Annotated in this window: 22 protein-coding genes; 13 read left to right on the top strand and 9 right to left on the bottom strand. The window is 67.8% G+C overall.

The genetic code is table 11. The features are described 5' to 3' along the window. The first annotated feature begins 21 nt into the window (after positions 1 to 21). From NA12_RS13065 to NA12_RS13050, 4 genes are read left to right on the top strand one after another with little or no spacing between them, the layout of a single operon-like run. Positions 22 to 627, top strand: a complete 606-nt coding sequence (locus NA12_RS13065) for a TetR/AcrR family transcriptional regulator (protein WP_067449597.1) — start codon at positions 22 to 24, stop codon at positions 625 to 627. Positions 628 to 645: 18 nt separating this feature from the next. Beyond that, entirely contained in the window at positions 646 to 2,274 is a 1,629-nt protein-coding gene (locus NA12_RS13060; protein ID WP_067449596.1) for an acyl-CoA dehydrogenase family protein, read from the top strand. Positions 2,275 to 2,294: 20 nt separating this feature from the next. Then, positions 2,295 to 2,960, top strand: a complete 666-nt coding sequence (locus NA12_RS13055) for a nucleoside/nucleotide kinase family protein (protein WP_067449595.1) — start codon at positions 2,295 to 2,297, stop codon at positions 2,958 to 2,960. Between the two features lie 53 nt (positions 2,961 to 3,013). Next, positions 3,014 to 3,577 (top strand): potassium channel family protein, encoded by a 564-nt coding sequence (locus NA12_RS13050; RefSeq protein WP_067449594.1) that lies wholly within the window; start codon positions 3,014 to 3,016, stop codon positions 3,575 to 3,577. Here the strand turns inward: NA12_RS13050 and pgi are convergent. Further along, on the bottom strand, positions 3,546 to 5,189 hold the full coding sequence (gene pgi / locus NA12_RS13045; RefSeq protein WP_067449593.1) for a glucose-6-phosphate isomerase: 1,644 nt from the start codon (positions 5,187 to 5,189) through the stop codon (positions 3,546 to 3,548). The genes NA12_RS13050 and pgi overlap by 32 nt on opposite strands. Before the next feature lie 247 nt (positions 5,190 to 5,436). On the opposite strand from pgi, the gene NA12_RS13040 reads away from it, so the two are divergent. Continuing rightward, on the top strand, positions 5,437 to 6,894 hold the full coding sequence (locus tag NA12_RS13040; RefSeq protein ID WP_067449592.1) for an NAD-dependent succinate-semialdehyde dehydrogenase: 1,458 nt from the start codon (positions 5,437 to 5,439) through the stop codon (positions 6,892 to 6,894). A gap of 102 nt (positions 6,895 to 6,996) precedes the next feature. Here NA12_RS13040 and NA12_RS13035 read toward each other — a convergent pair whose 3' ends face one another. Continuing rightward, a complete protein-coding gene (locus NA12_RS13035) occupies positions 6,997 to 7,290 on the bottom strand; it encodes a chorismate mutase (RefSeq protein ID WP_067449740.1) in 294 nt (97 codons plus the stop codon). Positions 7,291 to 7,669: 379 nt separating this feature from the next. On the opposite strand from NA12_RS13035, the gene NA12_RS13030 reads away from it, so the two are divergent. Then, the gene (locus tag NA12_RS13030) at positions 7,670 to 10,252 is read left to right on the top strand and encodes a UvrD-helicase domain-containing protein (protein ID WP_371855991.1); all 2,583 of its coding nucleotides are present in this window, start codon (positions 7,670 to 7,672) and stop codon (positions 10,250 to 10,252) included. 7 nt (positions 10,253 to 10,259) lie between these two features. On the opposite strand, the gene NA12_RS13025 is transcribed toward NA12_RS13030, so the two are convergent. Continuing rightward, positions 10,260 to 11,639 (bottom strand): DUF1731 domain-containing protein, encoded by a 1,380-nt coding sequence (locus tag NA12_RS13025; protein WP_084472736.1) that lies wholly within the window; start codon positions 11,637 to 11,639, stop codon positions 10,260 to 10,262. A 161-nt stretch (positions 11,640 to 11,800) separates the two neighbouring features. Beyond that, complete coding sequence (locus tag NA12_RS13020) at positions 11,801 to 12,841, bottom strand: M23 family metallopeptidase (RefSeq protein WP_067449591.1); 1,041 nt, start codon at positions 12,839 to 12,841, stop codon at positions 11,801 to 11,803. Between the two features lie 517 nt (positions 12,842 to 13,358). Between NA12_RS13020 and sucC the strand changes: the two genes are divergently transcribed. From sucC to purH, 6 genes are all read left to right on the top strand, one after another. Continuing rightward, a complete protein-coding gene (gene sucC / locus NA12_RS13015) occupies positions 13,359 to 14,528 on the top strand; it encodes an ADP-forming succinate--CoA ligase subunit beta (RefSeq protein WP_067449590.1) in 1,170 nt (389 codons plus the stop codon). Between the two features lie 12 nt (positions 14,529 to 14,540). After that, the gene (gene sucD, locus NA12_RS13010) at positions 14,541 to 15,458 is read left to right on the top strand and encodes a succinate--CoA ligase subunit alpha (protein WP_067449589.1); all 918 of its coding nucleotides are present in this window, start codon (positions 14,541 to 14,543) and stop codon (positions 15,456 to 15,458) included. A 230-nt stretch (positions 15,459 to 15,688) separates the two neighbouring features. After that, complete coding sequence (locus NA12_RS13005; protein WP_067449588.1) at positions 15,689 to 16,720, top strand: DUF5336 domain-containing protein; 1,032 nt, start codon at positions 15,689 to 15,691, stop codon at positions 16,718 to 16,720. Positions 16,721 to 16,834: 114 nt separating this feature from the next. Then, complete coding sequence (locus NA12_RS13000; protein ID WP_067449587.1) at positions 16,835 to 18,370, top strand: cell division protein PerM; 1,536 nt, start codon at positions 16,835 to 16,837, stop codon at positions 18,368 to 18,370. Positions 18,371 to 18,406: 36 nt separating this feature from the next. Continuing rightward, on the top strand, positions 18,407 to 19,087 hold the full coding sequence (purN, locus tag NA12_RS12995) for a phosphoribosylglycinamide formyltransferase (protein WP_067449586.1): 681 nt from the start codon (positions 18,407 to 18,409) through the stop codon (positions 19,085 to 19,087). Further along, positions 19,080 to 20,645, top strand: a complete 1,566-nt coding sequence (purH, locus tag NA12_RS12990) for a bifunctional phosphoribosylaminoimidazolecarboxamide formyltransferase/IMP cyclohydrolase (RefSeq protein ID WP_067449585.1) — start codon at positions 19,080 to 19,082, stop codon at positions 20,643 to 20,645. Before purN ends, purH begins: the two co-directional genes overlap by 8 nt. A 56-nt stretch (positions 20,646 to 20,701) precedes the next feature. On the opposite strand, the gene NA12_RS12985 is transcribed toward purH, so the two are convergent. Next, positions 20,702 to 21,145, bottom strand: a complete 444-nt coding sequence (locus NA12_RS12985) for a hypothetical protein (RefSeq protein WP_243654732.1) — start codon at positions 21,143 to 21,145, stop codon at positions 20,702 to 20,704. Positions 21,146 to 21,312: 167 nt separating this feature from the next. Between NA12_RS12985 and NA12_RS12980 the strand changes: the two genes are divergently transcribed. Continuing rightward, positions 21,313 to 21,888: a LysM peptidoglycan-binding domain-containing protein gene (locus tag NA12_RS12980; RefSeq protein WP_067449583.1), complete on the top strand. Its 576-nt coding sequence runs from the start codon at positions 21,313 to 21,315 to the stop codon at positions 21,886 to 21,888. A gap of 59 nt (positions 21,889 to 21,947) precedes the next feature. Here the strand turns inward: NA12_RS12980 and rpsR are convergent, their stop codons facing one another. Genes rpsR through rpmB form a run of 4 tightly spaced genes read right to left on the bottom strand, consistent with a single transcriptional unit; the run spans position 21,948 to position 23,014 of the window. Then, on the bottom strand, positions 21,948 to 22,205 hold the full coding sequence (gene rpsR, locus NA12_RS12975) for a 30S ribosomal protein S18 (RefSeq protein WP_067449582.1): 258 nt from the start codon (positions 22,203 to 22,205) through the stop codon (positions 21,948 to 21,950). Positions 22,206 to 22,241: 36 nt separating this feature from the next. After that, positions 22,242 to 22,547 (bottom strand): 30S ribosomal protein S14, encoded by a 306-nt coding sequence (gene rpsN, locus NA12_RS12970; RefSeq protein WP_067449581.1) that lies wholly within the window; start codon positions 22,545 to 22,547, stop codon positions 22,242 to 22,244. A 50-nt stretch (positions 22,548 to 22,597) separates the two neighbouring features. Next, entirely contained in the window at positions 22,598 to 22,768 is a 171-nt protein-coding gene (gene rpmG, locus NA12_RS12965) for a 50S ribosomal protein L33 (protein WP_067449580.1), read from the bottom strand. Positions 22,769 to 22,777: 9 nt separating this feature from the next. Further along, positions 22,778 to 23,014, bottom strand: coding sequence for a 50S ribosomal protein L28 (gene rpmB, locus NA12_RS12960; RefSeq protein ID WP_056813991.1), 237 nt, complete (start codon positions 23,012 to 23,014; stop codon positions 22,778 to 22,780). Between the last annotated feature and the right edge of the window lie 94 nt (positions 23,015 to 23,108).

The following is a 23,108-nucleotide window of genomic DNA, read 5'->3' as shown; positions in this document are numbered from 1 at the left end:
ATCCGTGCTTCACTTCTTCACATGGTGTACCGAAGGACCCCGGCTGTCCAGGCCAGACTCGACGCGCAACGGGCGCTGATCGTGCAGGCCGCCACCCGGGTGCTCTCGCGTGACGGATTCGCCGGGCTGTCGATGGCCGCGGTCGCCGTGGCGGCGGGAATAGCGACGGGCACCGTGTACAAGCAGTTCGAGAACAAGGCCGAGTTGGTCACAGCGGTCTTTCGGACGGTCGTCGCCCGCGAAGTCGACGCGGTGCGCGCCGCGGTGGCCGACGGTGACGTGGTGGAGCGGGTCACCGCAGCGGTGGAGACCTTCGCCGGGCGCGCGATGAAGAATCCGAAACTGGCCTACGTGCTGTTGGTCGAGCCCGTCGACGCCGTGGTCGACGCGCAGCGGCTGGAATTTCGGCGCGCGTTCGCCGCGTCGTTCGAAACCGCGATCGAGCACGGGGTGGCCGAGGGCCGCCTACCCGCCCAGAACGCCGGCCTCGCCGCCGCCGCCCTCGTCGGCGCGATCGGGGAGGTGCTGGTCGGCCCGCTGGCCGCCGCTCCGCAGGCCGAGACCGTCATCCCCGAATTGGTCGCTTTCGCCGTGCGCGCCCTCGGTGCGCGCCCGCAAACGTCGTAGTCGAAGGAGTCACCGAACATGTCGACCCACGAAGTGTTCAACCAGGCGCCCCCGCTGATCCCCTTCGATGCCGCGCGCAACCCCGCGCTGCTCGAGGGGCTGCACCGCGAAGGCGCGGGCTGGGCGGAAGCCGAAGTGCGCGAACTCGGCCTGCTGGCAGGCGGTTTCGAGGCACAGGAGTGGGGCAGGCTCGCCAACGAGTACCCGCCGGTGCTGCACACCCACGACCGGTGGGGCAATCGCGTCGACGAGGTGGAGTTCCATCCGCATTGGCACGACCTGATGAATGTCGCGGTCACGCATGGTCTGCACGGTTCGCCGTGGCTGGACGAGCGTCCCGGCGCGCACACCGCCCGCGCCGCCAAGTTCTACACCTGGGGCGCCGCCGACGCCGGCCACATGTGCCCGATCTCGATGACCTACGCCGTGGTGCCCGCGCTGCGCCACAATCCCGAACTGGCGGCCCGTTTCGAGCCGCTACTCGGTTCGCGCACCTACGATTTCGGCCTGCGCGAACCGTCGACCAAGGCCGGTCTCATCGCGGGCATGTCGATGACGGAGAAGCAGGGCGGCTCCGACGTGCGGGCCAACACCACCACCGCCACGCCACAACCCGACGGTTCGTACCGCGTCGTCGGGCACAAGTGGTTCACCTCGGCCCCCATGTCGGACATGTTCCTCACCCTCGCGCAGGCCCCCGGTGGCCTGTCGTGTTTCCTGCTGCCGCGCGTACTGCCCGACGGCACCCGCAACGCCCTTCGCATCCAGCGGCTGAAAGACAAGCTGGGCAACAAGTCCAACGCGTCCTCGGAGCTCGAATACGAGAACGCCACCGGCTGGCTCGTCGGCGCCGAGGGAGCAGGCGTGAAGACGATCATCGAGATGGTCAACATGACCCGCCTCGACTGCGTGATCGGCTCGGCCACCGGCATGCGGCTCGGCGCGGTCACCGCGATCCACCACGCGCGCCACCGAAAAGCCTTCGGCGCCGAGCTGATCGACCAGCCCGCCATGCGCAATGTGCTGGCCGACCTCGTCATCGAATCCGAGGCCGCGACCACGGTGATGATGCGGCTGGCCGGGGCCACCGACCGCGCGGGGGGCGATCCGGCGGAGGCCGCGCTGCGCCGGATCGCGCTGGCCATCACCAAGTACTGGGTCTGCAAACGCGCTCCCGCGCATGCCGCCGAAGCGCTGGAATGCCTGGGCGGCAACGGCTATGCCGAGGAGTCGGGCATGCCGCGGCTGTATCGCGAGGCACCGCTCATGTCGATCTGGGAAGGGTCGGGCAATGTGGCGGCGCTGGACGCGTTGCGTGCCATGGGGCGTCAGCCCGAGACGGTCGAGGCGTACTTCGCCGAGGTGGGGCTCGCTCGCGGTGCCGACGCGCGCCTCGACGACGCGATCGACCGGGTGGGCAAGGAACTCAGCGACCTGTCCGATATCGAATACCGCGCCCGCCGCGTCGTGGAGCTGATGGCGCTGGTCCTCCAGGGCGCGCAGCTGGTGCGCCACGGCCATCCTGCCGTCGCGGATGCCTTCTGCGCGACGCGCCTCGGCGCCGACTGGGGCATCGCCTTCGGCACCCTGCCCGTCGGCGTCGACACCGGCGCGATCCTCGAGCGCGGGTTCGTCGACGTGCGCTAGCTCGCCGGTAGGGTCGGGAGGTGACCTGGGCGAACGACACGCTGTCGGTGGGTGAGCTGGCCCAACGGGTTCCGGCGGGCCACGAGCGGTTCCTGCTCGGGATCGCCGGGCCGCCCGGGGCCGGGAAATCGACGCTGGCACAGCTGCTCTGCCGCGCACTGATCGACGCCGCGCGGCCCGCTGTCGTCGCGCCGATGGATGGTTACCACCTGCGCAACGAGGTGTTGCTCGCGCGAAACGCGCTGGCGCGCAAAGGGGAACCGGATACCTTCGACGCGGCGAGTTTCATAGCCGACCTGCGGTTGCTGCGCGAGACTCCGGTCGGCGTCGCCGTGCCGTGGCCGCTGTTCGATCGGAGGATCGACGAGCCCACCGAGGCCGGGGTGATCGTGCGCGACGAACGCATCGCCCTCGTCGAAGGGAACTACCTGCTGTTGACCGATGACGAGGCGCCCGGCTGGGCCGAGGTCCGTGGGCTGCTGGACGCGTGCTGGTACCTGGACGCGCCGCGACCGGTGCTCACCGAGCGACTGCTGCACCGGCACATCGTCGGCGGACGGACGCCGGACCAGGCGAGCGCCAAGGTGGCGGGCAGCGATCTGCGCAATGCCGACCTCATCGCCGCGAGTCGGCACCGTGCCGATCTCGTCCTGACCGCGGCGGGTCGCGGCTACCGCGAGAACTGATTTACCGGCGCGTACGGCGCGGGATTCGACGGACGCCGGGCAATCATGGAGTGATGAAGCGACCTCGGCGGGTCCCCGGCCACATGATGCGCAACGGTGCGGCGGCACTGTGCGCGCTGCTGTTCTACTACAGCGTGCCGGTGGGGTGGGTGTTCGATATCGACGCGTGGCCCGGGCGAGCGGTCGGTGTGTGCATGTTCCTCGCCGGTGTGATCGGGCTGGGATGGCTGGTGTGGCGGCGGGTCGAGACCTTCCTGCGCGCGCCGACCGCCGCAGGCGGGCGGGTCGACGGATTGCTGCTGATCGTGTGTGTCGTCGGCACGGTGTTCGCCCTGTTCTATTTCCGGCTACAGCAACTGTATCCGGATCAATTCGTCGGCCTCGAGACTCGTACCGACGCGCTGTATTACACGCTGGTGACCCTCGGTACCGTCGGATTCGGCGATGTCCATGCCGTCGGTCAGGTCGCCCGCATCGTGACGATGGTGCAGATCGTCTTCGACCTGGTGGTGCTCGGCACCCTGCTCACCATCATCACCTCCAGCGTCACCAGCCGGATCCACGCCGCCTTGGCCGCGAACCCGGTCAGCGGCGATGCGCCCGATACCACTCGATGAGCGCATCGGTCGACGAATCACCCACCGACACCGGCTTTTCCGGCTCGCTCAGCAGCGGCATCAGGGCCAGCGCCTGCTGTTTGCCCAGCTCGACACCCCACTGATCGAAACTGTCGACGCCCCAGATGATGCCCTCGACGAACACCTGATGCTCGTAGAGCGCGATCAGCTGGCCGAGCGCCGACGGTGTGAGCTCGGCGGCGAGGATCGTGGTGCTCGGCCGGTTGCCCGGCATCACCTTGTGCGGCACCAGTTCCGGGTCGGTGCCCTCCGCGCGGATCTCCTCGGCGGTCTTGCCGAAGGCCAGCACCTTCGACTGCGCGAACAGGTTGCTGATCAGGATGTCCTGCATGCTGCCGGTGCCGTCGAGGGTCGGCAGGTCGTCGGTGGACCTGGCGAAGCCGAGGAAATCGGCGGGGATCAGGCGGGTGCCCTGATGCAGGAGCTGATAGAAGGCGTGCTGACCGTTGGTACCCGGCTCGCCCCAGAAGATCTCGCCGGTCGACGTGGTGACCGGGGTACCGTCGGCGCGCACCGACTTACCGTTGGACTCCATCGTCAATTGCTGCAGATAGGCGGGGAATCGGGCCATATCGTTCGAATAGGGCAGGACCGCACGGGATTCCGCACCGAAGAAATTCGAGTACCAGACGCCGAGCATCGCCAGCAGTACCGGTGCGTTCTCCGCCAGCGGCGCGGTGGCGAAATGCTTGTCTACGGCGTGCATTCCGCTGAGGAACTGCGCGAACCGCTCCTTGCCGATGGTCACCATCACCGAAAGCCCGATCGCCGAATCCACCGAGTAGCGACCGCCGACCCAATCCCAGAAGCCGAACATATTCGCGGTGTCGATACCGAAGTCGGCGACCCGTTCCGCGTTCGTCGACACCGCGACGAAATGCTTGGCGACCGCCTTCTCGTCCAGCGCGTCGACCAGCCAGCGGCGCGCGGCGGTCGCGTTGGTGAGGGTTTCCAGCGTCGAGAACGTCTTGGACGCGACGATGAACAAGGTGGTCGCGGGGTCGAGGCCGGCGAGCTTGGCGACGAGGTCGGCGGGATCCACATTCGAGACGAACCGGGCGCCGATGCCCGCGTCGACATAGCTGCGCAACGCGCGATACACCATGTCGGGGCCGAGATCCGAGCCGCCGATGCCGATATTGACGATGGTCTCGATGCGTTCGCCGGTGGCGCCGCGCCACGTTCCCGAGCGCACCGCATCGGCGAATTCGCCCATCCTGTGCAGGACTTCGTGCACCTCGGCCTCGGCATCGGTGCCGTCGATACAGAGCTGATCGCCGACCGGCAGGCGCAGCGCGATATGGCCGACCGCGCGGTCCTCGGAAGTATTGATGTGCTGACCCGAGTACATCGCGTCGCGGCGTTGCGGTACACCGGCCGTGTGCGCGAGATCAATGAGTAGGCGCAGGGTTTCGCGAGTCACGCGATGTTTGCTGTAGTCGATGTGCAGATCGGCTACCTGCAGCGTCAGCTCGCGACCGCGCGCCGGATCGTCCGCGAACAGCTGCCGTAGGTGCATCGGCGCAACGGTGCGGTGATTGCTGCGCAGTGCCTGCCAGGCCGCCGACGCGGTGATATCGCTGCTGCTCACAGCCCGAGAGTACCGCGTTATCGCCGCGCTGGCGCGCGGGTGTCCGCGGCCCTGAGGGGCCACCGGTCAGGCGCCGTTGCTTGCTCCTTCGTCGCGTACGCAACGGCGCCTGACCGGCGGCCCGGCCGCGGACCGGCCACTTCGTGGCCGCCGCTCCCCAGGAGTCGCGGGTGTGGGTGGGGAAAGCGGTGATCGTCCGATTTCGGAGTTGGGGTGTCGGCCGGGGTGACGGGCATAGGCTGGGCTCATGGTGTCTGAACGCGATGTACTCGAATTCGTGCCCAAGGGGTTGTGGATCGGCTCCGGACCTGTAGAGGCCACGGGGGGTGGGACTTTCGATGTGCGCAATCCGGCCGACGGGACGGTGATCGCACAGGTGGCGGACGCGACCCCCGAGGACGCGGTGCGGGCGTTGGACGCGGCCGTCGCGGCGGGGCGGGCGTGGGCGGCGACGCCGGCCCGCGAGCGGGGCGAGATCCTGCGCACGGTGTTCGAGCAGCTCACCGCGCGGGCGGAGGATTTCGCGCTGCTGATGACGCTCGAGATGGGCAAGGCGCTGTCGGAGAGCCGCAACGAGGTGCGGTACGGCGCCGAGTTCTTCCGCTGGAACAGCGAGGAGGCGGTGCGCATCCACGGGCGGTATCTGAACGCGCCCTCGGGAACCGGGCGGATCATGGTCGCCAAGCAACCGGTGGGGCCGTGCCTGGCCATCACGCCGTGGAATTTCCCGCTGGCCATGGGCACCCGCAAGATCGGGCCCGCGCTGGCGGCGGGCTGCACGATGATCGTCAAACCCGCCTCGGTGACGCCGCTGACCATGCTGGCGCTGGCCAAGCTCTGCAGCGAGGCAGGGCTGCCCGACGGGGTGCTCTCGGTGATCACCACCCAGCGTTCCGGGGCCGTCACCGGCCCGCTGCTCGACGACCCGCGGCTGCGCAAGCTCACCTTCACCGGCTCCACCGAGGTCGGTAGGAAGCTCGTCGCGGCGTCCGCGAACCGGCTGCTGCGCACGTCCATGGAACTGGGCGGCAACGCGCCGTTCGTCGTCTTCGACGATGCCGATATCGACGCCGCCGTGGCCGGGGCGATGCAGGCGAAACTGCGCAACGGCGGCGAAGCCTGTACCGCGGCCAACCGGTTCTACGTGCAGCGTGGCGTGGTCGCCGAGTTCACCGAGAAGTTCGTCGCCGCGGTGGCCGACACCGTCGTGCTGGGTCCCGGCACCGACGCCGCGACCACCCTGGGCCCGCTGGTGAGCGAGGACCAGCGCGAGATCGTGAGCGATCTGGTCGACGACGCGGTCTCGGTGGGCGCGCGAGCGCTGATCGGCGGGAAGGTCCCCGGCGGTCCGGGGTGGTACTACCCGGCCACGATCCTGGGCGACGTCCCGCCGACCGCGCGCATCCTGCGCGAGGAAGTGTTCGGTCCGGTTGCCCCGATCGTCGCCTTCGATACCGAGGACGAGGGCGTCGCCGCCGCGAACGACACCGAATACGGTCTGGTCAGCTACGTTTTCACCCGAGATCTCGATCGCGCGCTTCGTATCTCGGAGGCGATGGAGAGCGGCATGGTCGGCGTGAACCGTGGTGTCATCTCCGACCCGGCCGCCCCGTTCGGCGGGGTCAAGGAATCGGGTTTCGGTCGTGAGGGCGGTACCGAGGGCATCGAGGAGTACCTGAACACCAAGTACATCGCCCTGACCTGAGCCGGACCGAAAAATAACCGCCCCGGGGATGATGTCGCACCCGGGGCGGCTTCATGGAAGCGGCGAACTGGCTGGTTCGCCGCGTGGTTCTGTGGTCTGGGGCTAGCGGCCGAGACGGCCGCGGCCGAGGCGGAGCAGGAGCATGGCGAGGGTGTGTCCCTCCTGGCCGAGCTCACTGAAGCGCTCGAGCACTTTCATCTCACGGCTGTGGACCAGGCGCGTCCCGCCGGAGGCCATCCGGGTGCGGCCGATGATCCGGGAAATCTCGCTGCGACGTTTGATCGCGGCGAGGATCGTGGCATCGAGCTGATCGATCTCGAGGCGGAGCTTGTCGATCTCGGCTTCGGATTGCGGCAGTGCCGAATCGGAACCGGTGGCCGTAGCTGGGGTGCTCATCATTCATCTCCTCGTGTCAGAACTTGGATCGGTCAAACCGAACGGCCTGTTACCCGATCTGTTCCGTCACCGTGAAACTTTTCCCGCTGGGCAGTACTCGATCCCCCGGGGAGTGCGCGATCAGTCGTACGCCCGCACGATATCGGATCGGTTGCCGATCCCCGGCGCGCGGACGAGCGCTGACCATCTCGCTCAGTCTGCCATGGGGCCGTAGGTAGGCAAAACAGTTCAATTTGTGAATTCGCTGAGAACGTTCACCAGGTGCCGCCCGCGTCGACCTGGCCGGGTTCACCGGTCGTTCGCGCGGCTGTCGTCGGCCGGTCATCGCGGTGGCGGCGGTTCGCGGCTTGTCGGTGGCCGCCGGTAGCGTGGACAGACGATGGATATCACGGTCGCTCCCCACGCATCAGCCACCGATCCCAGCGAACCCGCGCGCGCGCCCGAGGGCGCCGCGCTACCGCCCCGGGACGGCGGTGGCACCGGCGCGTCCGCGCTGGCTCAGGCGGCGGCCCGCAACAGCGCCGAACAGTCGCAGCGCCGCGAGGAGCGGGCACGAGAGCGCGCCGAGGAGATCGAGCGTCTGCTCGACGGACTCAACCCGCCCCAGCGGGCCGCGGTGATGCACGCGGGATCCCCGTTGCTGATCGTGGCGGGCGCCGGTTCGGGCAAGACCGCGGTGCTCACCCGCCGAATCGCCTATCTGCTCGCGGCGCGCGGTGTCCGCACCGGCGAGATCCTGGCCATCACCTTCACCAACAAGGCCGCCGCCGAGATGCGGGAACGAGTCGCCGGGATCGTCGGTCCGCGGGCGGCCAACATGTGGGTGTCGACCTTCCACTCCAGCTGTGTGCGCATCCTGCGGATGCAGGCGGCCCTGCTGCCCGGGTTGAATTCGAATTTCTCGATCTACGACGCCGATGATTCGCGTCGGTTGCTCACGATGATCAGTCGCGATTTCGAGATCGATACGAAGAAGTATTCGGCGCGTTTGCTGTCGACCGCCATTTCGAATCTGAAGAACGAACTGATCGGTCCGGAAAAGGCCGCCGTCGACGCGCAAGCCGACGACACCGAACTGCCAGCCCTGGTCGCCCGCGTCTACGCCGAGTATCAGCGGCGGTTGCGCACCGCGAACGCGATGGACTTCGACGATCTGATCGGCGAGACGGTCGCGTTGCTGCAGAACCATCCTCAGGTCGCCGAGTACTACCGGCGCCGGTTCCGGCACGTGCTGGTCGACGAGTACCAGGACACCAACCACGCCCAATATGTGCTGGTGCGTGAACTGGTCGGGCACCACAGCGAGGCGGACGAGCAGGCGGTCGAGCCGAGTGAGCTGTGCGTGGTCGGCGACGCCGATCAGTCCATCTACGCGTTCCGTGGCGCCACCATTCGCAACATCGAGGAATTCGAACGCGATTTCCCGGACGCGGAAACCATTCTGCTGGAACAGAACTACCGCTCGACGCAGCACATTCTGTCCGCCGCCAACGCGGTGATCGCGCGCAACGAGGGTCGGCGCGAGAAGAAACTGTGGACCGATTCCGGTGAAGGTGAACTGATCACCGGCTACGTCGCCGACAACGAGCACGACGAAGCGTCCTTCGTCGCCAAGGAGATCGACCGGCTCGTCGACACGGGCGAGGCCAACTACGGCGACGTGGCGGTGTTCTATCGCACCAACAACAATTCGCGTGCGCTGGAAGAGATCTTCATCCGGATGGGGCTGCCCTACAAGGTCGTCGGTGGGGTGCGGTTCTACGAGCGCAAGGAAGTGCGTGATGTGGTCGCCTACCTGCGCGTGCTGGAGAATCCCGAAGACGCGGTGAGTGTGCGTCGCATTCTGAACACCCCGCGCCGCGGGATCGGTGATCGCGCGGAGGCGTGCGTGGCGGTGCACGCCGAACAGCGCGGCATCGGTTTCGCCGCGGCGCTGCGTGACGCGGCCGATGGCAAAGTCGCGTTGCTCAACACCCGCGCGCAGCGGGCGATCGCGGGGTTCCTCGAACTGCTCGATGAGATTCGGGTGGCCGGAAAGCGGGCCGACAGCGACTACCCCGATGTGGGAAATGTCGTCGAGGCAGTGCTCGATCGCACCGGATATCGCGGTGAACTGGAAGCCTCCGACGATCCGCAGGACGGCGCGCGGCTCGACAACCTCAACGAATTGGTCAGCGTCGCACGCGAATTCAGCTCCGAGGCGTTCAACAACGCCGAGGCCGCGCGTGAGGAGGGGCTGGTGCCCGAAGCAGGCGACGGCGAACCGGAGCCCGGGTCGCTCGCGGCGTTCCTCGAACGCGTGTCGCTGGTCGCCGATACCGATCAGATCCCCGACGAGGGCACGGGTGTGGTCACCATGATGACGCTGCACACGGCCAAGGGACTGGAATTCCCAGTGGTCTTCGTGACCGGTTGGGAAGACGGGCAATTCCCCCATATGCGGGCGCTCGGTGATCCCAGCGAGCTGGCCGAGGAGCGCCGCCTGGCCTATGTGGGGATCACGCGGGCTCGCCAGCGGCTCTATCTGTCGCGCGCGGTGGTGCGGTCCGGCTGGGGGCAGCCGGTGTCGAACCCGGAATCTCGATTCCTACAGGAGATTCCGCAGCATCTGCTGGATTGGCGCAGGCTGGAGCCGGTGATCTCGCCGGTGCAGCGCGGGCGGCGTCGGGGTGAGGACAGTGGATTCGATCGGGATTGGACCAGCGGAAGCGGGTGGGATCAGCGGCCCGGTGTGCGTGGGGGATCGGGTGAGCGTCGGCCCGCGCCGGGCGGGGCCGTGAAGCGCAACAACACCGAACTCGTTCTCGCGGTGGGCGACCGGGTCACCGATGACAAGTACGGGTTGGGGCGCGTCGTGGCGGCTGATGGGGTGGGGCCGTTGGCTACGGTGACCATCGACTTCGGGTCCGCGGGCAAGATTCGGTTGATTCCGCAGTTCAGCCGGACGATTGTGAAGTTGTGATCGAGGTTCAGTGCGCGAAGAGGTCGGTCAGGGCCTCGTCGAGGGTGGGGTAGCGGAAGTCGAAGCCCGCTTCGCGCAGGACCTCGGAGGTGGCGTGGCGGCCGGTCAGGCCCAGTGCGGGGTCGGTGCGCAGGGCCACCGCGCCGATTCTCAGGATCGTCGCGGGGGTGGGGGGTGATGGGGGTCGGTGCAGGATTCGGCGGAGGGTGGCCATGAGTTCGGTGTTGCGGACCGGGAATTCGGTGGCGGCTACGACGATGCCGTCGGGGAGGGTGACCGTGGGGTCGAGGCCGAGGGCGGCGCGGACGATGGCCAGCCAGTCCTCGATGTGGATCCAGCTGAACCACTGATCGCCGGGACCGACACGGCCGCCGAGACCGGCCTTGGTGAGCTGGCCGAGGCGTTTGAGGGCGGGGGCGTCGGGGTCGAGGACGATGGAGGTACGCAGGATCGTCGAATGGTCGGCGCGGGCAGGATCGAACGCCTCCTCCCACGGCTGGGCGACGCCGGTCATCTGCGGGAGTCCGACGGGGAGGGGAGTTGTCTCGGTGCACCGGGTTTCGCCCGCGTCCGACCAGATGGCCGTGGTGCTGGCCTGGACCCAGTAGTCGACGGGAGTATCGCGCAGTCCTGCCGCGGCGACCAGGGCGGTGGTGGAATCGACTCGGCTGGAGCGCAATTCGGCGACATTGCGCTCGGTCGGCCGACAATCGACCAGCTTTCCGGCGAGATTGATCACCGCCAGCCGCCCGGGTTCACGCAGTTCGGCGGACCAGGGACCGATCGAGCGGCCGTCCCATTCGGTCTGGCGGAACGGCAGATCCGGGTTGCGGCGGCGGGTCAGTAGGGTGACGCGTTGTCCGCGGCAGGTCAGGTCGGCGGCGACCTGGAGACCCAGCGCCCCGGTACCACCGGCGATGACGACATTCAGCGCGTCGTCGACAGGCGTGAGTCCGGCCAGCCGGGCCAGCCGCGAGAAGTTCACGCGCGCATCGGTTTCGATGAACGGGCGCACGAGGGTGCGGGCCGCCGCGGCGGAGGGGCCGGTGAACCGCAGTTCCTGGGTGATCTCGGTGCCGCCGTCGCGCGGCGTCAGCCGCCAGGTGAGATACATGGTGCCCGCGGGTTCGGGCTGCTCGATACCGAGCTCACGATCCGGTTCGAACACGGTCACGGTGAACGGTCGCGCGAACCGCTGGTGAATGCGCGCCGAGACTTTTCCGTTGGGGAGATAGTCGCCGGTGGCGCCAACGGCAACCGGCCCGTGCATCCGCACCGACCGCACTCCGGGATTCCACACCGGCCACTGCTCGAGCTCCGCGAGCACCCCCCACACCAATTCCGGTGCGAGCCCGATGAACTGCGTGTACTTCGTCGTACCAGCCATAGCCGAAACGCTAACCCCGCCACCTGCTCAGTGGAAGCGTGCCGCTGATCACGCAATGAGACCGACCACAAGCAGCGGGCAGCCGCCTATGCGGGGAGGACAGCCTCGAGCCCGAACGCGCCGGGGGCAAACAAGCGAGCTACCCGTGTCTACGGCGATGGTCAGTCTCGTTGTACGCCCAGGCTGATGCCGCGGGTAGCGAGCCACGGAACAGGGTCGATCTTGTCCGTGCCGTTGAGCCAGACTTCGAAGTGGCAGTGCGGTCCGGTGGAGAAGCCGCGGTTGCCCATCGTGGCGATCTGGTCGCCCGCCATCACGCGCTCGCCCTGCGAGACCGTGGCGGTGTCGATGTGGCCGTAGATGGTGACGGTGCCGTCGTCGTGCAGGACCCGGACCCACATGCCGAAACCGGAGGCCGGACCCGCTTCGATGATGGTGCCGTCGGCGACCGAGTAGATCGGGGTACCGATCGGGCCCGCCACATCGATACCGAGGTGCTGGACACCCCAGCGGGCGCCGAAGCCGGAGGTGTAGTTGCCCGCGGCGAACTTGGCGAACAAGGGCCGCAGCTTGGCGGATTCCTGGGCGGCGAGGTCTTCGGCGAACTTGGCGCCCTTGGCCAGGATGTCGTCGAAGTGGTTCTTGTCGGCGATGGCGGTGGCGTCGAGCACTTGCGGTGCCACCCCGGTGCCGGGGTCGTTGATGTCGGCTGTGCTCATCGACTGGGCGGCGATCTCGTGGACCTGGCCCGCTGCCTCGTAATCGACACCGTGCGCGGGCTGGCCCGGATCGGCCACGGCCGCCTGACCCGCGGCGACAACCGCGCCGGCGGCAACGGCGATGACCGCGGCGCGGCCTTTCAGCGCGGCGGGTGGCGCGGGAACGCGATGTGCGCCGCCACGCCGTTCTGCGCGGCGCGGCACGGGTGCTTGCTCCGCGGCGGGCTGCTCGGCCACGGGCGCCCAGTCGGCGGTGTAGGCGCCGGTGTCATAGGACTCGTCGGCGGTCCACTCGTCCTCGGCGGGCGTCCACGCCGCGTCGTCGGACCAGGTGTTCTGGTCGCGCCACGCGTCGTCGGCCTGCGGCCATGCGGCGGCGGGGGCTCGGCGGCCCTGCGGATGCGACGTGTATTCGTCGGCATACCGGTAACGGTGACCGGAGTTCGTGCGATTTTCGACTGGAAGGGTAGAGCGGTGGTTCATCGGCTGTGCCGATTCGCCAGCTGTTCCAAGCGAGTACTGAAGTACCTCAAGCTTGTCGTCCTCCTCAGTCCTGACTTGCCAGTCGTGACCTGGTTGTCGTGACCTGGTTGTGACTTCGACCGCATTGACGGTAACGAAGCGATTGCAGAGTGGCAAGCGCTGGTCGAAAACCTACACCTACGTGTGACATTCGTCACCGTAACGCGGAGGAATATCTCACCGTTTTCCGGCCTCCCGGGTGAGGCTCGTCGACGACATAACGTAGTAGATGTCGGGGGGTTCCGGCTTTAGGTGGCCCTACCTGCCAAGGCATCGCGAAACGTCCGAAAACTACTCGCCAGTAGCCTTGGCCAGCGGTTTTCCGGGGCTCCCGTTATGGGTCGTGACCTGCGCCACTTACTATGAACGTGGTCGTTTAGCCCTCCCCGTGACTAGCTACAGTCCGATCCGACCCGCTACCGACGTCGGGCCGCCAACAAAGACGTTGTCATAGCAACGCAGACGAGACGGTGAGTACATGGATCTCTTCGAATATCAGGCGAAGGAGCTCTTCGTTAAGCACGGAGTGCCTTCGTCCGAGGGTCGTGTTTGCGACACGGCTGAAGAAGCACGCGCCATTGCCGAGGAAATCGGCAAGCCCGTGATGGTCAAGGCGCAGGTCAAGGTGGGCGGCCGCGGCAAGGCTGGCGGCGTCAAGTACGCGGCCACCCCGGAAGACGCGTTCACGCACGCGCAGAACATCCTCGGCCTCGACATCAAGGGCCACATCGTCAAGAAGCTCCTGGTCGCCGAGGCCAAGGACATCGCGGAGGAGTACTACATCTCCTTCCTGCTCGACCGTTCCAACCGCACCTACCTGGCCATGTGTTCGGTCGAGGGCGGCATGGAGATCGAAGAGGTCGCGGAGAAGACTCCCGAGCGCCTGGCCAAGATCGCCGTCGACGCCGTCAAGGGTGTCGACCTGGCCTTCGCCCGTGAGATCGCGGAGAAGGGCCACCTGCCCGCCGACGTGCTCGACGCCGCGGCCGTGACCATCCAGAAGCTGTGGGAGGTCTTCGTCAACGAGGACACCACCCTGGTCGAGGTCAACCCGCTGGTGCGCACTCCCACCGACGAGATCCTCGCCCTCGACGGCAAGGTCACCCTGGACGAGAACGCCGAGTACCGGCATCCCGACCACCTCGAGTTCGCCGATGTCGACGCGACCGACCCGCTCGAGCTCAAGGCCAAGGAAAACGACCTCAACTACGTCAAGCTCGACGGTGAGGTCGGCATCATCGGCAACGGCGCCGGTCTGGTCATGTCGACCCTGGACGTCGTCGCGTACGCCGGTGAGAACCACGGCGGCGTGAAGCCGGCCAACTTCCTCGACATCGGCGGTGGCGCTTCGGCTTCGGTGATGGCCGCGGGCCTGGACGTCATCCTGGGCGATGCGCAGGTCAAGAGCGTGTTCGTCAATGTCTTCGGTGGCATCACCGCCTGTGACGCGGTCGCCAACGGCATCGTGGGCGCCCTCGAGGTGCTCGGTGCCGCAGCCACCAAGCCGCTGGTCGTTCGTCTGGACGGCAACAACGTCGAAGAGGGTCGTCGCATCCTCGCCGAGGCCAACCACCCGCTGGTGACGCTGGCCCAGACCATGGACGAGGGCGCCGACAAGGCCGCCGAACTCGCCTTCAGCGCCAAGTAAGGAACAGCGAACATGTCCATCTTCCTGAACAAGGACAACAAGGTCATCGTCCAGGGCATCACCGGCGGCGAGGGCACCAAGCACACCGCGCTGATGCTGAAGGCGGGCACCAACGTCGTCGGCGGCGTGAACGCGCGCAAGGCCGGGACCACGGTCACCCACACCGACAAAGACGGCAACACGATCGAGCTGCCCGTGTTCGCCTCCGTCGCCGAGGCGATCGAGAAGACCGGCGCCGACACCTCCATCGCGTTCGTGCCGCCCGCCTTCTCCAAGGACGCCATCATCGAGGCCATCGACGCGGAGATCCCGCTGCTCGTGGTCATCACCGAGGGCATCCCGGTGCAGGACTCCGCCTACGCGTGGGCCTACAACGTCGAAAAGGGCGAGAAGACCCGCATCATCGGCCCGAACTGCCCCGGCATCATCACCCCCGGCGAGGCGCTGGTCGGCATCACCCCGAACAACATCACCGGTAAGGGCCCGATCGGCCTGGTGTCGAAGTCGGGCACCCTGACCTACCAGATGATGTACGAGCTGCGCGATTTCGGTTTCTCGACCGCGATCGGCATCGGCGGCGACCCGGTGATCGGCACCACCCACATCGACGCCATCGAGGCGTTCGAGAAGGATCCCGAGACCAAGATCATCGTCATGATCGGCGAGATCGGTGGTGACGCCGAGGAGCGTGCCGCGGCCTACATCAAGGCCAATGTGACCAAGCCGGTCGTCGGCTACGTCGCCGGTTTCACCGCGCCCGAGGGCAAGACCATGGGCCACGCCGGCGCCATCGTCTCCAGTGGCGGCGGCACCGCGCAGGCCAAGCAGGAAGCGCTGGAGGCCGCGGGCGTGAAGGTCGGCAAGACGCCGTCCGCGACCGCCGCGCTCGCCCGCGAGATCCTGGAGAAGGCGTCCATCGCTTCTGCCTGACCCGTCAGGGATCTGAAAAATCACACTGTCGAAGGCCGCTTTCAGGTTTAACCTGGGCGGCCTTCGTCGATTTATCCACAGGCGGTGGTTTATCCACAGCCGGTGTCGGTAGGTGATGACCGGTGGACGGACGTGCAGTAGCGTCAAGTATTGGATCAGGCACCAGTCAGTTCGACGCGACCGATGCGCACGACTCGACTGCGCACGACTCGACAAGGAGACGACGAGACATGTCTTACCCGACCGGGGGCTCCGGGTACAACACACCCGCGACACCCGCCGCGCCGCAGGGCCCGAGTACCGGAGCCGCCGCGGCAGCGCCATCGACCGGGTCGGAAGGCAAAGGACTGCCGTTCATTCTGACCGCTGCCGCCGCCGGACTCGGCGTCGTCACCTTCCTCCTCGGCTTCGCGCCCTATGTCGGTTTCACCGCGCTGCGCGAGACCACCACCGGCAGCATGTTCGAATCGAGCGCCGCCGCGCTGGCGACGCTGATCCTGGCCGCTGCCTTACTGGCCGGGCTGTCGCTGCTGCCCAAGCAGAACGTTCTCGGTGTCGCCGCCGCGCTCGCCGTCGCCTCGTTCCTCGGCGTTGTGGTGTCGCTGATCAGCGTGGGCGAAGGCATGGAACTGCAGTGGGGCGCGTTCGTGGTGGCCGCGTTCTCGTTCATCGTCGCCGTGCTACTGGTGCTGGCGTTGCTGTTCGGACTCGGCATCGTGAAGGTGCCTGCGCCGAAACCGCCCCAGCCGCAACAGCAGCCGGGCCAATACGGTCAGTACGGCCAGCAGCAGGGTTATGGCCAGCCGGGGCAGTCCTACGGCCAGAGCACCGGCCAGCAGCCCTACGGGCAGGCCGGTTACGGCCAGCCCCAGACCGGTGGCCAGTACCCGACGCAGTCGCCGTCGCCGTACGGCCAGCAGAGCCAGCCGTCGGTGCCACAGGCACCGCAGCCCTATGGCCAGCCGGGTCAGTCCTACGGCCAGCCGGCGCAGCAGTCGCCGTACGGCCAGCAGTACGGTGCCCCGCAGCAGCAGCCCTCGCCGTACGGTTCGGCGCCGCAGCCGCAGCCGCAGCCGCGTCCCGACGAGAGCGCGACGCAGACGTTCGGTGGGCAGCAGCAGGGCCAGCCGTTCGGTGCGCCGACCTACGGTGGCGCGCAGCAGTCCTCGCCCGGCCACCCGCAACCGTTCGGTGGCGAGCAGACCGCCGATCCGGCGGCCGACGCGACCACCGCGTTCCGTCCGAACGACGACAACAAGTAGAACCGACGGCTGTCGCACGGTGGTCCGGGTTCGATCGCGAGCCCACAGGTACGCCTGTGGGCTCGCGGCGCGCCTGACCCGCGGCTGCCGGGGAAGCTGCCACGCTGAATTGTCATGAGCTCCCGTAACGCCCTCGTGCGCCGGACCTCCGGGTCGCGCGGCACCGGGGAGACAGTCGCCCCGTCACCGCCCGGGCACGACCCCGTCTGGTGGTCGCTCTCGCCCGAGCGGGCGCGAACCCTGCTGTTGGTCGCGGCGAGGCCGACGATCACCGCCTTGGCCGCGACGGTGCTGCTCGTCCTCGTGGTGATGCTCACCACCGGTACCGATCTCACCAGTGCCCCCGCCGCGGTCGCCGCGACGTGGCTCGCCGCCCATCAGGTTCCGCTCACGGTCGGCAGGACGACCCTCGGCCTGCTGCCGCTGGTGCCGACGATCGTGCTGGTCTGGCTGGCCGCCCGCGAATGCGCGCGTGCCGTCCCCCACCGCCCGACCCCTGTCGAACTGGGCTGGCTGGCCGGTGCTGTGCTGGCAGGTCCGCTGCTGATGACGGCCGTCTGCCTGGCAGTCACCGGCGACGCCGCGGGTGTCACCCCGCTGGAATCGTCGGGTCCGTTCGCGGCGTTCGGCTGGGTGTTCGTGCTGTACCTGTTCGCGGCCGCCGCCGGGATCGGCGGTCGGGCGTGGGGCTCGCTGTGCGCGCTGGTGCCGATCGAGATCCCGCAATGGGCGGTTCTCGGCGCCCGCGCCGCGCGGCGCACCGTGTTGCGGATGCTCGGCTGTGCCGCGCTGGCCACGGTGATCTCCTTCTTCGCGCACCTGTCCCGGCTCGACGGTGCTTTCCGGCAGGCGCACAACGTCACCGACGTGCTGGGAATGTCCTTGCTCTCCCTGCTGTATCTGCCGAATGTGGTGATCGGCGCGGCGGGGATCCTCAGTGGCGCCGCGGTGCTGTTCGGCGCGGGGTCGGTCGGGCTGTTCGGCGTGACCGGCGGGCATATGCCGGTGCTGCCCGCGCTGATCCCCGTGCCGGAAGGGCCCGCGTCCGCGTGGTGGGCGGCGCTGCTGCTCATTCCGCTCGCGGTCGGCGTGCTCGGCGGGATCGAACTCGGCCGCACCAGCGACGACCGGCCCGGCGCGCCGTGGGCAACCCTCACCTGCGCCGCGTTGTCCACGCTGACGTTGCTGATGCTCGCGATCCTCGGCAGCGGTCAGCTCGGCGCCATCGGATGGGTCGGCGTCGATCTGCTGATGCTGGTCGTGCTGATGGTCACCTGGTTCGGTTTCGGTGGCTTCGTCGGCATGGTGTTCGCCCGCCGCTTCCTCGCACCGACCGCGCCGGTCGAGGACTACGACGAATACGACGACGAGTACGAGGACGACTACGACTACGAGGACGACTACTACGACGAGTATGACGACGAGGAGGAGCACGACGACGAGGACGATGATCCCGCCGAGCACACCGATGCCGTCGAATACGACGATCCCGCAGTCGAAGTCGACGGCGAACTGGTCGAGGACTTCGACGACGACCTCGAAGTGAGCATCGCCGCCCCTGGCTCGACCGACGAGCCCGCCGACGACATCGTCGATGCCGAAGTGGTCGAGTCGGACCTGCCGGACGAGGACGAGACCCCCGGTCGCTAAGCTCGACCCGGCGCCTATCGCCGTCGCCGTCGCCCGATCACACGCAGGAGTAGAGCGCTGACGTCCTCGTATGCCCCGTGGAAGCCCGCCAGAACCCCGGCCACCGTCGTCGTTCTCGCCTCGGGCACCGGCTCGCTGCTCAACGCACTGCTGGCCGCCGCACGTGAGCCGGGCTACCCGGCGCGGATCGTCGCCGTCGGTGTCGACCGGGACTGCCCGGCCACCGCGCACGCCGAGGCCGCCGCAGTGCCGCACTTCAAGGTGGGGCTCACAGATTTCCCCGATCGCGAAGCCTGGAACGTCGCCCTCACCGAGGCCGTCGACGAGCACAAGCCCGATCTGGTGGTCCTGGCGGGTTTCATGAAAATCCTCGGTCCGGCGTTCATGGAACGGTTCGGCGGCCGGCTCATCAATACCCATCCCGCGCTGCTGCCGTCGTTCCCCGGCGCGCACGGGGTGCGTGACGCGCTCGCCTACGGCGTGAAGGTCACCGGCTGCACCGTGCACCTGGTCGACGCGGGCGTGGACACCGGCCCGATCCTCGCTCAGGAAGCGGTCGCCGTGATCCCCGGCGACGACGTGGACACGCTGCAGGAGCGCATCAAGGTTGTCGAGCGACGGTTGCTGGCGGAGGTCATCGCCGCCGTCGCGACGCGAGGCATTGTCTCCGACGGACGAAAGGCAGAAATACCAGTGAGCGAGCACGCCGGTGAGTGAACGTAAGGCGATCCAGAGGGCGCTGGTGAGCGTCTACGACAAGACCGGGCTCATCGAGCTCGCCACCGGGCTGCACGCGGCCGGTGTGGAGTTGGTGTCCACCGGGTCGACCGCGGGCAAGATCGCCGAGGCCGGGATTCCGGTCACCAGGGTCGAAGAGCTGACCGGGTTCCCGGAGACCCTCGACGGCCGGGTCAAGACGCTGCATCCGCGCGTGCACGCGGGCATCCTGGCCGACACGCGTCGCGCTGAGCACGTCGAGCAGCTCGTGGAACTCGGTGTCGAGGCGTTCGAGCTGGTGGTGGTGAACCTGTATCCGTTCACCCAGACCGTGGCCAGTGGCGCGAGTGTGGACGAGTGCGTCGAGCAGATCGATATCGGCGGGCCGTCGATGGTGCGCGCGGCGGCGAAGAACCATCCCTCGGTGGGTGTGGTCGTCGACGTCACCGACTACGACGACGTGCTCGCCGCGGTGAAGTCCGGCGGGTTCACCCTCGCCGAGCGGACCGCGTTGGCCGCCAAGGCCTTCCAGCACACCGCGAGCTACGACGTGGCCGTCGCGAGCTGGATGGGCTCGGTCGCCGTGCCCGCCGTCGCCGAGGAGACCGAGCAGTTCCCCGGCTGGGTCGCCGGTTCGTGGGAGCGCGCCGCGGTGCTGCGCTATGGCGAGAACCCGCACCAGGCCGCCGCGCTGTACACCAGCAACGACGGCACGGTCGGGATCGCGCAGGCCGAGCAGCTGCACGGCAAGGACATGTCGTACAACAACTACACCGACGGTGACGCCGCCTGGCGGGCCGCGTTCGATTTCGACGAGCCCGCGGTGGCGGTGATCAAGCACGCCAACCCGTGCGGCATCGCCGTGGCGGGGGATATCGCCGAGGCGCATCGCAAGGCGCACGCCACCGACCCGGTCAGCGCCTACGGCGGCGTGATCGCGGCCAACCGTGAGGTGAGCGTCGAGATGGCCGAGCAGGTCGCCGAGATCTTCACCGAGGTGATCATCGCCCCGGGGTACGCGCCCGGCGCGGTGGAAGTGTTGCAGCGCAAGAAGAATGTGCGCGTGCTGGTGGCGCAAGCGCCCCAGCGCAAGGGCGTGGAGCTGCGCCCGATCAGCGGCGGTGCGCTGCTGCAGGACCGTGACGTTCTCGACGCCGCGGGCGACGATCCGGTCAACTGGACTCTCGCCGCGGGCGACCCGGCCGACGTCACCACCCTGGCCGACCTCGAATTCGCTTGGCGCGCATGCCGTTCGGTGAAGTCGAACGCGATCCTGCTGGCCGAGGACGGCGCCGCGGTCGGCGTCGGCATGGGCCAGGTCAACCGCGTCGACTCCTGCAAGCTCGCGGTGGAGCGCGCCGGGGAGCGCGCGAAGGGCTCCGTCGCCGCCTCCGACGCCTTCTTCCCGTTCTCGGACGGGCCGGAGATCCTGGTGGCCGCGGGCGTTCGCGCGATCGTGCAGCCGGGCGGTTCGATCCGTGACAAGGACACCATCGAACTCTGCAAGGAAGCCGGCGTCACCCTGTACCTGACGGGTGCCCGCCACTTCGCGCACTGAGTCCTGATCCGGGAACGGGTGCCGCGCCGAATCCTCGGTGCGGCACCCGTTCCCGGTTATCCGGCGTCGAGTACCGCGCGGCTACCCAGTGGTGCGCTCAAGGGGATTTCCAGCGTGCCGAAAACGGCGTTCATGGTGCACATCTTGTTCACCGAGTCCGCTCTGGTCCCGGAGCGAAGGGCGACGGTGACCGACTCGGCGGTTTCGGTGACGGTGGCGTCGACGGCGTAGCACTCGGGGTTGCCGGTCTGGAAGTTGACGCTGATCGTGTTGTCGCTCAGTCGGTTCCAGGATGTGAAGGGGATCGGGCTCGGGTTGACGAGGGTCGGATCCGCGGTGAAGGGTTTGCCGATGCCGGTGTTCGGATCCTCGGGGCGGGTGTGGGTGTTCGACGTATTCGGTTGGGGCGCAGAATCATCCGAGGATCCGCAGGCGGTGAGGGGCGCGATCAGCACGGCCACGGCCGCCGCCGCGGCGGTGTAGCGCGACATCGTTCTCATGGCGTCAACCCTAGCGGCACGGCCCGACCGTGAACTTTCCGCGAACCCTGCGCATAAGTCCTCCATTTCCCCGCCGCGGCGACTAGATTCGGCTGCGATGCGGCACTGCGGCAATCGGCCGGCATCTTCTGTTCAGCTCTGAAATTGGCTTCTTCGAAAGGAACAACGTGGGCGACACGCTGCGCGCAGGCGAAGAACTGGGACTGGGACAGTCCCTGACCGGCGGTGCGTACACCCTGACTCTGCAGCCGGATGGCAATCTGGTGCTGACCGAGCCCGACGGCAACGTCGTCTGGGCCGCGATGACCCACGGGCAGGACGCGCAGCGCGCGGCTCTGCAGCACGACGGCGACTTCGTCATCTACGGCGGTGGCGGCGCGCGCATCTGGGCGACCGACACCAGCGGCCAGGAGATCGACAGGCTGGTTGTGCAGCCCGACCGCAACGTCGTGCTCTACGGCACCGACGGCTCGGCCGCGTGGGCCACCGCCACCAACACCGACAACCCGCTGCCCGCTCCGGAGCCCGAGCCCGAGCCCGAGCCGGTCGCGGCCGCACCGATCGCCGAAGAGGTCCCGCCGCCGCCGGCCGCGCAGACCTACACGGTCGAGTCGGGCGACACCCTGTGGGCCATCGCCGAGCGCTTCTACGGTGACGGCAACCGCTACCAGGAGATCGCCGCGGCCTCCGGTATCGACAACCCGGATCTGATCAACGAGGGACAGGTACTGACCATCCCGTAGTACACAGACGAAAGTGGCCCCGAGGCAACAGCTTCGGGGCCATTCTCGCGTTCACGGCGCTACTTGGTGGTGGTGAACGGCAGCAACGCCATCTCGCGCGCGTTCTTCACCGCGACGGCGACCTGCCGCTGCTGCTGCGGGGTCAGACCGGTGACGCGGCGGCTGCGGATCTTGCCGCGATCGGAGATGAAGGTACGCAGCAGGTTGACGTCTTTGTAGTCGACGTACTCGATACCCGCGGCGATCAGCGGATTCTTCTTCGGCTTACGCCCCTGGTCGGCGCGTGCCTTCTTGGACGGTGCTCGCTTCACTGCCATGGGATATTCCTTCTCACGAATCAGTTTGGGGAGTCTCTACCAGCTCGATTTGCTGACCCCGGGAAGCTCGCCCCGGTGGGCCATCTCGCGCACACGAACACGGGAGAGGCCGAACTTGCGGAGATAGCCGCGTGGGCGGCCGTCAGCGGCGTCCCGATTGCGCAATCGTACCGGACTGGCATCGCGTGGCTGGTTGCGCAGTTCGGCCTGGGCGGCCGTGCGTTCGGCGTCGCCGGTGCTCGGCTTGCGGATGATCTCCTTGAGTTCGGCGCGCCTCGCCGCGAACCGCGCGACGATCGCACGCCGCTGCTCGTTGCGGGCGATCTTGGATTTCTTGGCCATTTATCGGCTCCCTTCACTGAACCTACGTGGTGACGCCCGCTCAGGCAGCGTCAGCGCTCCTCGCGGAAGTCGACGTGGCGGCGCACGACAGGGTCGTACTTGCGCAGGACCAGCCGGTCGGGGTCGTTGCGGCGGTTCTTGCGGGTGACGTAGGTGAAGCCGGTGTCGGCGGTGGACTTCAGCTTGACGATCGGCCGGATATCGGTGGTCCTCGAGGCCATGTTCAGCTCCTAGATCTTGTCCCCACGAGCGCGGATGCGGGCTACGACAGCCTCGATCCCGTCGCGGTCGATGGTCTTGATGCCCTTGGTGGAGACCGTCAGCGTGACGCGGCGGCCCTCGCTGGGCAGGTAGTAGGTCTTGTGCTGGATGTTGGGGTTCCAGCGTCGGCTGGTGCGCCGGTGCGAGTGGGAGACGGCTTTTCCGAAGCCGGGCTTGCGACCGGTGACCTGGCAGTGGGCCGACATGCGACCTCCTTCCATGGTTATGACAACCATTTTCGACAACGATTATTCCGCACTGTACAGTCGCCGTGAGGTAAATGAAAATCATTGTCGAAAG

This window comes from Nocardia alba NBRC 108234 (genome assembly GCF_001612665.1).
Taxonomy (GTDB): Bacteria; Actinomycetota; Actinomycetes; order Mycobacteriales; family Mycobacteriaceae; genus Nocardia; species Nocardia alba.
Note: the sequence above shows the minus strand (reverse complement) of the source record. Positions and strands in the feature narration are given on the sequence as shown.